Source organism: Streptomyces sp. SM1 (assembly GCF_002910825.1).
Lineage (GTDB): Bacteria > Actinomycetota > Actinomycetes > Streptomycetales > Streptomycetaceae > Streptomyces > Streptomyces okerensis.
In genome coordinates this window covers 1-10,570 of the sequence record NZ_NEUB01000637.1, presented here as the reverse complement: position 1 = coordinate 10,570, position 10,570 = coordinate 1, and the positions used below count along the sequence as shown (strand labels likewise).

General features: G+C 72.0%; 5 protein-coding genes. 4 read left to right on the top strand and 1 reads right to left on the bottom strand.

From position 1 onward, the window contains the following. Window positions 1-70 precede the first annotated feature (70 nt). Window positions 71-1,248 (top strand): IS3 family transposase gene (locus B9S61_RS16395; protein ID WP_103542923.1). Its coding sequence is split into 2 segments (ribosomal slippage): window positions 71-332 and window positions 332-1,248, totalling 1,179 coding nucleotides; the frame shifts between segments, so codons are not numbered across the junction. 88 nt (window positions 1,249-1,336) lie between these two features. Here B9S61_RS16395 and B9S61_RS16390 read toward each other — a convergent pair. Then, window positions 1,337-4,195: a branched-chain amino acid ABC transporter substrate-binding protein gene (locus B9S61_RS16390; RefSeq protein ID WP_103542922.1), complete on the bottom strand. Its 2,859-nt coding sequence runs from the start codon at window positions 4,193-4,195 to the stop codon at window positions 1,337-1,339. Window positions 4,196-4,727: 532 nt separating this feature from the next. Here B9S61_RS16390 and B9S61_RS16385 point away from each other — a divergent pair. From B9S61_RS16385 to B9S61_RS16375, 3 genes are all read left to right on the top strand, one after another. Beyond that, the gene (locus tag B9S61_RS16385; protein ID WP_258039687.1) at window positions 4,728-5,648 is read left to right on the top strand and encodes a hypothetical protein; all 921 of its coding nucleotides are present in this window, start codon (window positions 4,728-4,730) and stop codon (window positions 5,646-5,648) included. A gap of 130 nt (window positions 5,649-5,778) precedes the next feature. Then, entirely contained in the window at window positions 5,779-6,225 is a 447-nt protein-coding gene (locus B9S61_RS16380) for a hypothetical protein (protein ID WP_103542921.1), read from the top strand. Window positions 6,226-6,384: 159 nt separating this feature from the next. After that, the gene (locus tag B9S61_RS16375) at window positions 6,385-10,320 is read left to right on the top strand and encodes a helix-turn-helix domain-containing protein (RefSeq protein WP_103542924.1); all 3,936 of its coding nucleotides are present in this window, start codon (window positions 6,385-6,387) and stop codon (window positions 10,318-10,320) included. Window positions 10,321-10,570: the final 250 nt, after the last annotated feature.

Genomic DNA, 10,570 nt, shown 5'->3' with positions numbered 1-10,570 from the left:
TGAGGGGCCCCGAAGATCCCGGACAGGGACCCAATAGGGTTGTCCTGTAAGGAATCGAGGGAAGAAGCAAGTGGCACGTCCAAGTCCGTACTCGCCGGAGTTCCGCGAAGAAGCGGTCCAGCTGGCCCTGAAATCAAACAAGCCCATCGCCCAGGTCGCCCGGGAACTCGAGATGAATCCCGAGACGCTCCGCACCTGGGTGCGCCGACACGAGCGCGAGCACGGGAAGCAGACCGAGCCGCTCGCCGTGGACGAGCGGGCCCGGCTCAAGGAACTCGAACGCCGCATTCGCGAGGTCGAGATGGAGAACGCCTTCCTAAAAAAATGCGCGGCGTACTTCGCGAAGGATCCCCGGTAGCGAGCAAGTACGAGTTCATCGAAACGATGCGACTCGATACCGCGGAGTACGCGTACCCCGTCGAGTTCATGTGCGAACACCTCGGCGTGTCCAAGTCGGGCTACTACGGCTGGCGGTGCCGTCCCGATTCAGTGACGGCCCGGCGGCGCGAGGAATTGAAGCTGCTTGTCAATAGAGCGTTCGGCATGTCCGACAGCACCTACGGATACCGGAGAATCCACGCCCAGCTGCTGCGCTGGGGCCACGCCGCCGGCCCCGAACTCGTCCGTCAGCTGATGCGTGAGCTGGGCCTGGTACCCTGCCAGCCCCGTCCGAAGCGGTGGTCCCTCACCCAGGCAGTCGCAGGCTCGGTGCCAGATCTCGTCGGCCGCGACTTCACCGCAGAAACTCCTGGCGAAAAGCTCGTCGGCGACATTACTTACATACCCACCGGCGAGGGGTGGCTGTATCTGGCGACCGTTATCGACTGCTGTACGAAGGAGGTCATCGGTTATGCGATGGACGACCACTACCAGACGCCGCTGATAGCCCGGGCCGTCCGCAACGCGGCACGGAATCGCAGGCTCGCGAAGGGCGCAATATTCCACTCGGACCGCGGCAGCAACTACATGTCGGCCGAGTACGCAGGCGTCCTTCAGGAGCTCGGCTTGCGGAGGTCGGCCGGCCGGACCGGAATCTGTTTCGACAACGCCATGGCCGAATCGTTCTTCGGAGCCCTGAAGAATGAGCAGGTATCGCGCATGAGTTACCCCACTCGCGAGGCAGCCCGACGGGACATCATCAGATACATCGAACTCTGGTACAATCTCAAACGCCTTCATTCGGCAGTGGGTTACCGCCCTCCGCGCGAAGTTCACGCCGCATTGGAGAATTTGCGACTCACCGCATGAATTGACCCCGGCCAGATCCCTGTCCGAAAAACGCGAGGCCCCTCAGCCGTCGCCGCGCCTCCTGCCGGTTCGGTGCCCGGCTCCCGACTCACTTGATCGAGCATTCCTTCACATCGAGCGGTTCCGTGTTGCCCGCCGGTCTGCTGCACAGGACCTCCGCCTTCGACACGCCCGCCGGAGTGCGACGGACCCGTGCGAGGACGATGCTGTGGCCATGCCGTTCGCCGTACAGGGGTGCGTCGGTGAAGTCGATCGTGCCGGTGGCCATCCCGTCGAGCTTGACGCCCCTGAGGTTGATCCAGGTCGCGGCGGGGCTCTGGCGTACGTCTCCGAGGCTGGCCGCCCAGTACAGCGCACGTGTGGCGTCGTGGGCGAGGGCCGTCTGACCGCTGGCGAAGTCGGGGGCGTCGTACGTGGCCTCCCCGTCCTCGAGCCAGGGGAGGTGCTCGGCGGCGTCCTGGTAGAAGGCGGTCCCGGACGCCGCTTCCCGCAGCTCGGCCAGGGCGGCGTGGTACAGCGTGATCCGCGGGGCCACGCCGTCCCTGCCGCCCGTGCCGGAGAACTTGGCCTTGCTCAGGTCGTCACCCGTGAGGATCGAAATCTCCCGGTTCGCGCAGCCCGGTTCGACGCCCAGCTGGGTCATCAGCGGACCGACGTCCTCGACCCGTCCGGCGAAGTAGATCACCGAGGGGACGTTCTTGCCGCGGCAGATGCTCTCCGCGTGAAGCCGCAGCTCGGGCTTGCCGTTCGCCACCCGGTAGGTCCGTGCAGGCAGCAGCCGAAAGCCCTCTCGCTCCAGCATCTCCCCGCCGTAGAGAGCCTGTTCGCTGGTGTAACGGTCCTGCGACTCCTTCGTGTCACGCGCCAGCACCAGGGCGTGCGGGGCCCTGTCCCGGCCGCGCAGCTGCCGGGCGACGAGACCGAGCGCCTCCGCCTGGTGCTCGTCGGGAGCGGCGAGGCTGAACCAGTTGGAGAACTCCTTCGGCAGGTAGGTCGCCGAGTTGGTGCCGGAGACGACGGGGAGTCCCGCCGAGTGGAGTCGGCGCGTCACGTCGGGGCTGCTCTGCAGGTCACGGCCGAAGCCGACGACGCCGACGACGGTCGGGTCGCGGTCGGCGTACTCGGCGATCGCGTCGGCCGTGACACGCTGGTGCCCCATGTCCGCGCCGCCGTTGGCGAGCAGCACCCGCACTTTCACCCGGTAGTTCTCATTGACGACACGCTGGGCGAGGTAGACGCCGGCCAGCTCCTCGGCGCCCTTGACCAGGGACGGGTCCACCGCGGCCGAGCTCAGCGGTCCCGCGTACACCACGGTGACGTAGGCACCGGGCCGGTCGCGCAGCACCTCGACGTTCTCGGCGTGCACCAGCTCCTCCAGCTCGCGCAGCCTCCCGCCCTCCTCGTCCGCTCCGCCGGAGAGGTGAGCGCCGAACCGTACGTCCGAGGCGGCTATGCCGACGCACTCCGTGCCGCCCCCGGGCGCGGGACGCAGCTCGGTGTCGCGGTCGGCGGTCAGCAGGCCCGCCGAGCAGTACGTCCGGTGCAGGTCGCGGGCGTGGACGACGCCGACCGTGGCGGCGAGGGCGAGGACCAGGATCAGGCTGTGCGCCGACCACACGACACGGGCCACGGACGGCCGGTGCCCGGCCCGCACGCACCGCCAGTCCGCCTGGCGCAGCTGAATCAGCTCGTCACGGGGCAGCGGGATCCTGAGCACCCAGGGCAGGGCGTTGGTCCTGCTGGGCGACTGATCGGCCCGGAGGTTCCCGGCCCACTCGTCGTACCAGTGCCGCAACCGTTGCTGCAGGCGCGAGGGCCCGGACCGGAGCTGGGGCTGCGGTCGGTTGACCGGCGCGCTCGTCTCCGCGCCCCGGTCGAGCAGCGCCGCGTCGTCCGTCGCCACGCCCGCCACGATCAGCAGCGGGTCGAGTTCGCTGCGCCGGCTGCGGACGTCACTGACCGCCCTGACCAGTTCAATGCCGCCGTTCTCCCGGCTCACCCGGCGCAGGAACAGCACGGGCGGCCGGGTCCGCTTCAGCCCCCGCAGGTCCCAGCTGCCGCGCCGGTGGCCGTCCCGCAGGTCCTCGAAGAGCGCCAGCACGTACAGCTGGAGGGGGAACGAGCCGCCCTCGCGCATGGCCTCGGACACGTCGTAGGCGCGGGCCGCTATGGCCCGCCAGGAGCGGACGGGTCGCAGGAGCCGCACGCTGGTCGACTGGCGGCGCGCGGCGGACTGGAGGAACGTCGTGGTCAGGAACCACCGGCTCTCCCTGCGCAGCCACAGGAAGAGGGGCGCGCGTCCGGGCACGTGGTTCAGGGCGGCGAGCAGGATCATCAGCCCGATGCCCGCCAGGACGGCGACGTACCACTCGGGACGGGTGAGCAGCGCGGTGAAGGCTCCCAGGACACCCATGGGGAGGAACTGCTGCACGTCGTTGAGCAGCACCTGCCGGTTGCGGCGCGCGGGTCTGCGGGGGCGCCAGCGCTGCCGGGCCAGGATGCGCAGTAGGTGCGTCTGGGCCTGTTCCCGCTGCGCGTTCCCGTCCGGGGTGCCCGCCGGGGCGGTCGGCCAGTGCTCCCGCATCTCTGGGTCGTCGGTGGCCTCCTGGAGTGCACGTACGAGGCTCAGGCGGGGGAAGGAGTAGGGCCGGTACGCGGCGGAACGGTCGCCCCACTTCCGGCTGTCGCCGAGGTCACGCAGCAGCCGTACGGCCTGCGCGGTGGGGTCGAGGTCTCCCGGCTGCGGCTCGGTCGGGGCGACGGCCAGGCGCGTTCCGTGGCGCTGCTGCCCTTCGCGCAGTTCGTCGACGAGTTCGGTGACGCGGTCGTCGTCGGCGGCATCCTCGGCATGCAGCACGATCACCGGCATGGGAGCGTCGCCGGCCCGGAAGTCCTGGATCAGCGATTCCAGTTGTCGCTGGACGTCGATCCCCGCCCCGGTCGACATGCCCGGGTGACCGCCCGGGCAGTCCTGAGGGAAATTCTGATCGCGGCCGTGCATGGACACCCCCCGTGGTCGTAAGACACATGTGTCACAAGCGTCTTGTGAGGATATCGCCCGCCGCTGACAACTGCTCCGGACCAAAGAGCGGTTCGTTCGCGGTGGTGGTGCCGCCCAAGCGCTCGTGCAGTACGACAGACAGCAGACTGCTCTCGGCGCCGCCCGTCGACCGCCGACCGGCCGGAGACGGATGACCGCGGCTCCCGGCTTCCACGGCCCCGTCCCGGCGGCCCATTGAGCCGCCCGGGTCGACCCCGTCACCCGGTCGCGACAGTGGCCGTGCGCCCCCGCTCCTCACCCCCCAAGCCCACCGCCTCCGACGGCTCCCACCGCGTTGCCTCTCCCCCCGCGTTCCCCCTGCTCACGCCTTGTTTCCCGGCCGGCCGTCCCGGCGGGCAACAGGAAACCCGTCGACCTCCGCCGGCAGCGGGGCAACTCTGGATCCGTCAGCAAGCGGCGGTGAAGGGGGGGCGAGGTCATGAGGCGGGTGCTCGTGTCCTTGTGCGTGGCCGTGGCGGCCGTCGCGACCGGATGTGCCGACGGGGGCGACGAGGGCGGTCGCCGGGCTGAGCGGGATCCGCGGCCGCGTCCTCCGGCACTGACCTGGCAGCAGGAACTGCGCGTCGCCGACGCGCAACAGCGTCTGATCAGGCAGTGTATGGACCGCCAGGGCTTCACCTACTGGGAGGACCGTGGCCTGACGCTCCAGGAGAGCCGCCCGGTGCGCTTCGTGCAGGACGACGTGGCGTGGGCCCGTACGCACGGGTACGGGGGACGTATCGAGGCGAAGAGCCTGCGGGTCCGCGAGCGCAATCCCAACGGCACCTACCGGCAGAGCCTTTCCGCCTCCAGGCGTGCCGCCTTCGACATCGCACTGGACGGCGGGGACGACGCGGAGATGCTCAGGGCGCCGCTGCCCGCCGGCGGAGAGATCCGCAAACGCCTCGGCGGCTGCACGGAGGAGTCCGAGCGCACGCTCTACGGCGATCCGGCCGCCTGGTTCCGTACGAGCAAGACCGTCTCGGGACTGGGCGCCCTGTACGGCGAGGAGCTGATGGCGGACCGCCGGCTGACCTCGGCGCTCAGGGCATGGGCGCGGTGCATGAAGCGGGCGGGACAGCCCTACGAGGATCCCGGGGCGGCCCGCGACGCCGTCCGCGGCCGCACCAGCCGACTGGGCGAGGCACGCGCGGACGAGGCCTTCGCCGCCGAGCGCGGGACCGCCGTCGCGGACGCGCGTTGCGCCCGGGAGACCTCCCTGCGTGCCGTGGCGACGGCACGGGAGACGCACTGTCTGGACCGCCTGCGTGACCGGTTCGGCGAGGACATCGACACCCACCGGCGCCTCGGCCGGCAGGCCTACGACCGGGCGGTGCGCATCGTGCCGGAGCGTGGCTGACCCTGCCGTGCTCCGGGCGGACACCGTCCCACGGCGCCGGTGTGCCGGGCGACCGCCCGGCACACCGGCTCCGACGCACCACCGACGCACCACCGATGTACCGAGAGTGACACCAACGAGGGGAAACAGCATGCGCAAGTTCACCGTCACCGCGGCGGTCCTCGGGCTCGCAGCCCTGGGCCTCGCCGTACCCGCCACCGCCGCGCAGGCGTCCGGGAGCACCGTCGCCGGCCCCGGCTGCGACAGCAAGTGGGGCCCGCGCAACGGCAACATGTACGCCTGGGACGGCTTCGACTGCCAGGGCACCCAGCTGATGGCCACGCCGGGCGACAGCAGCAACTGGGGCTCCGCCAACGACAGGGCCTCGTCGGTCATGAACCGCGGGTTCACCGGCAGCCTGTCGATCGTCGCGTTCTACTTCCTGGCGGACCACCAGGGAGGCCACGCCTGCCTCCAGCCGGGCGAGCTGTACGCCGACAACCTCTCCGACAACTTCTTCACCACCGGCCCGGTGGTGAACGACAACATCAGGTCGCACCGGTGGGTGAACGGCGGCTGCGCGGTCAACCTGACCTGAGCCGCCCACCCGTTCGCACGGCGACGAACGCCCGGAACCGCCCCGCGGTTCCGGGCGTTCGTGTTTTCGCCACATCGGGTGAAATGTACAGCCGACCCGGCCACCCCCGCAGTAGCCTGGGATTCCACCGTCTCACGGCCGCACCGCATGGGGGACTCCGTGGGAGATCCGCAGCACGGGCATGAAGCCGACCACGGAAACGGGCGGGATCGGAGCGCGCCGACCACGCATTCCTTCCCCGCGGAACTGAGAAGACGCAGACAGGCACGTGGCCTGTCGCTGGCCGACCTGGCGCGGCAGACGCACTACAGCAAGGGCTACCTCAGCAAGATCGAGACCGGAACGAAGCGGGCGACCGCCGACATCGCCCGGATCTGCGACCGAGTCCTGGGCGCCGAGGGGGAGTTGCTCAGGCTCGTACGGGAGGGACCGCCCGCCGACAGCGGAGGCGGCACCGACGCCGCCGCTTCCGGACGGCAGTCCGACGGGGCGTGTCCGTACCGCGGCCTGTCGGCGTTCACCCCACAGGACGCGGACTGGTTCTTCGGCCGGGAGCGCGCGACGGCCGCACTGGTGGAGCGTGTCTTCGAACGGGTGGGAAGCGGCCCGCTGATGCTCGTCGCCCCCTCGGGCGCGGGCAAGTCGTCCCTCCTCAACGCGGGGCTGGTGCCCGCCCTGCGGCGCGGCGACCTCCCCATGCCGGGCGCCGACCGGTGGCCGGTGGTGATGTTCACCCCTACCGCGCGCCCTCTGGACGAACTCCTGGAGCGCACCGCGAAAGCGGTGGGCGGGGACCTCGCCGTCACCGTCGACGAGGTGCGCCGGAATCCCGACGCGGTGCTGGAGGCCGTATGCGGGATGTTGGACGACCCGCCGCCACCGCCCGGCGAGCGCAGGCCCCCGCCCTGCCGGCCGGTGCTGGTCGTCGACCAGTTCGAGGAGCTCTTCACCCTCTGCGCGGACGACGACGAGCGGCGCTCCTTCGTCCGGGTGCTCCGCGCGCTGGCGGCCCCCCGGCCGGAGGAGAGCGGGCAGGGCCCCGCCGTCGTGGTCCTCGGCGTCCGCGCCGACTGCACCGGCGACTGCCTCGGCCTTCCCGAACTGGCCCCGGTCCTCACCGACGGACTGTTCGTGCTGCCGCCCATGTCCGTCGGGGAGTTACGGGAGTCCATCATCCGGCCTGCGCGGCTCGCCGGTCTGACGCTCCAACCGGGCCTGCTGCCCCTGCTCCTGCGCGACGCGGGACTCCGTGACGAGCAGGCCGGCACGCCGCCGGGCGGCCCACCGCGGGACAGCGGGAGGGACGCCGGTTCCGGAGCCGACGTGACACCGTCCGGTGTGCTCCCCCTCGTCTCCCACGCCCTGCTGGCCACCTGGCAGCGGCGCGAGGAATCCACGCTGACCGTCGCCGGGTACGAGCGGGCCGGCGGGATCAGGGGCGCCATCGCGCGGACCGCCGAGAACGTCTTCGCCCGGCTGTACCCGGTCGAGCAGAGGACGATCCGCCGCGTCCTGTCCCGCCTGGTGTACGTGGCGGACGGCGGCGGGGCGACCCGCCGCCGGATGAACACGGCCGCCCTGAGGGAGCAGTTCGCCGACGCGGACGGCGCGTCCGCCGCGCTCGACGCCTTCGTACGGGCCCGGCTCGTCACCATGGACAGCGACACGGTCGAGATCGCCCACGAAGCCCTGCTGCACGCCTGGCCACGGCTGCGGGACTGGATCCACGCCGACCGCGCGGGGCTGCTCCTGCACCAGCAACTCGCGCACGCCGCAGCCGAATGGGAGCGAGACGGCCGTGATCCGTCCGCGCTGTACCGCGGCACCCGGCTGAGCACCGTGCGCTCCTGGGCCGACGAACTGGAGGGCTGGAGCCGGCTCGGTCCCGGCGAGGAGGCGTTCCTCCGGGCGAGTCTGGCCGAGCAGAAAGGCCTGGAGAGGCAGGCCAGACGCCAGGTCCGGCTCCGGCAGTCGATGCTGGCGACGCTCGCCGTCCTGCTGGGGCTCGCCCTGACCGCCGGAGGCCTCGCCTACCAGCAGCGTGAGAACGCCCTCGGCCAGGAACGCGTCGCGCGTTCCCAGGCGCTGGCGGTGCGGTCCGCGTCGCTCGCCGGGGGCCGGCCGGAGGCGTCGATGCTGCTGGCCGGTGAGGCCTACCGGGCCCACGTCACCGTGGAGGCGCGCGGCGCGCTGCTGAGCACGCAGTCCCAGCCCTTCTCCGCCCGGCTGGGCGGTCACCGGGGGCCGGTCAACGCGGTGGCCTTCGCGCCGGACGACCGGACCCTGGCGACGGCCAGTTCCGACGGGACGGTGACCCTGCGACGGGTGTCGGACCGCCGCACGACCGCCACGTTCACGCTGTCCGGGCCCGTCCGCGCGATCGCCTTCAGCCCCGACGGCCGCACCCTCGCGGCGACGTCGACGCACGGGCCCGTGAGCCTCTGGGACATCGCCGGGCGCCGCAGGACGGCCGTGCTCGCCGACGGCACGGAGGGCGCCCGGGCGCTGTCCTTCGACCCCCGGGGACACCGCCTCGCCGTCGCGACCGTCAAGGGGCCGGTCCAGGTGTGGGACACCGCGCGCACGCCCCGCCTCACCGCCACCCTCAAGGGGCACAAGGGGATGGTCAACGCCCTGGACCACGCCCCCGACGGCCGGACCCTGGTCTCCGCCGGAGCCGACCGGACCGTACGGCTGTGGGACACCGAGCGTGCCCGGCCCCTCGCCGTGCTCGAGGGGCACACCGACGAAGTGCTGGGCGCGGCGTTCTCCCCGGACGGCCGGGAGGTGGCCTCCGGGGGCGTCGACCGGACCGTACGGCTGTGGGACGTGAGCGACGGCCGGCCCGACAGCCGGCCCGACGCGACGCTGTCCGGGAGCAACGACGACATCAACGCCGTCGCGTACACGCACGGCGGTGCCACGGTCGTCGGCGCGGTCGGCGACGGGACGACCAGGCTGTGGGACGTCCGCGGCGGCCGGCAGACCGCCGTGCTCGCCGGTCACACCGACTATGTGATGGGGGTGGCCGTGACCTCCGGCGGGGACCTGCTCGCCACGGCCGGTTTCGACCGGTCCGTCGTCCTGTGGGACCTCGGCGGCCCCGTACTGACGGCCCGTCCGTTCACACAGGCCTGGCAGACCCGGTACAGCCCGGACGGGCGACTGCTGGCCACCGCCGACGCCGACCACACGGTACGCCTGTGGGAGGTGCGCGGGCGCCGGCTCCTGGCGACCCTCCGGGGACACACCGAGGCCGTCTTCTCGGTGGCCTTCGCTCCCGACGGCCGGACCCTGGCGTCGGCGGGCTCCGACGGCACGATCCGGCTGTGGGACGTCGCCGCCCGTGCGCCGCTGGCGACCCTGACCGGCCACACCGGGCAGGTCTTCTCCCTCGCCTTCGCTCCCGACGGCCGCAGCCTCGCCTCGGCCGGCGCCGACCGCACGGTGCGCCTGTGGGACGTGGCGGAGCGCGCGCCGCTGGCGACGCTGACCGGCCACCGGGACTACGCCAACGGCGTCGCGTTCAGCCCCGACGGCCGGATCCTGGCGAGCGCCGCCGACGACCTGACCGTACGGCTCTGGGACGTCTCCTCGTACCGTCCGCTCGGCACGCTGAAGGGCCACACCGGCGCGGTGCGCAGCGTGGCCTTCACCCCTGACGGGCGGACGCTGGCCAGCAGCGGCAACGACGGCACCGTACGGCTGTGGAAGGTCCGCGAACGCCGTTCGGAGGCCGTCCTGACCGGTCACATCGGCTCGGTCCGGGGCATCGCCTTCGCACCCGACGGCCGTACGCTCGCCAGCAGCGGCAACGACCGTACGGTGCGCCTGTGGGACGTCGCCGGGCGGAGCCCGTGGGCGACCCTGACGGGCCACACCGACGCGGTGTGGAGCGTGACCTTCGCACCCGGCGGGCGCACGGTGGCCAGCGCCGGCACGGACGGCACCGTACGGCTGTGGGACCTCGATCCCGGCGCCCGGCTGGCACGGATCTGCCGGCTGGACGCGGGCGTCGACGCGGAGGCGCGCGCGAAGCTCCTGCCCGGTGTCCGCCTCACCGACGACCGCGCGGCCTGCGACGGCCCGGGCTGACGGCGACTCACCTGCTCCAAGGGGGTTTCCCGGGTGTTTCCCGTTGCCCGCCGGAAGGAGGCGACACCCGGTTCCTCGACAAGGGCGAGCCGGGGTCAGCAAGCTCCTGTGCGAGCACTTCTCTCACCAGCAACAGGAAACGGGGGTCCAGGCATGCTCCGCCGGACCAGTCTCATCCGCACACTGATCGCCTTACTCGCCCTCCTCCTCTGGGCGCCGGTGACCGCCGCCGCCGCGGACACCCGGGCGC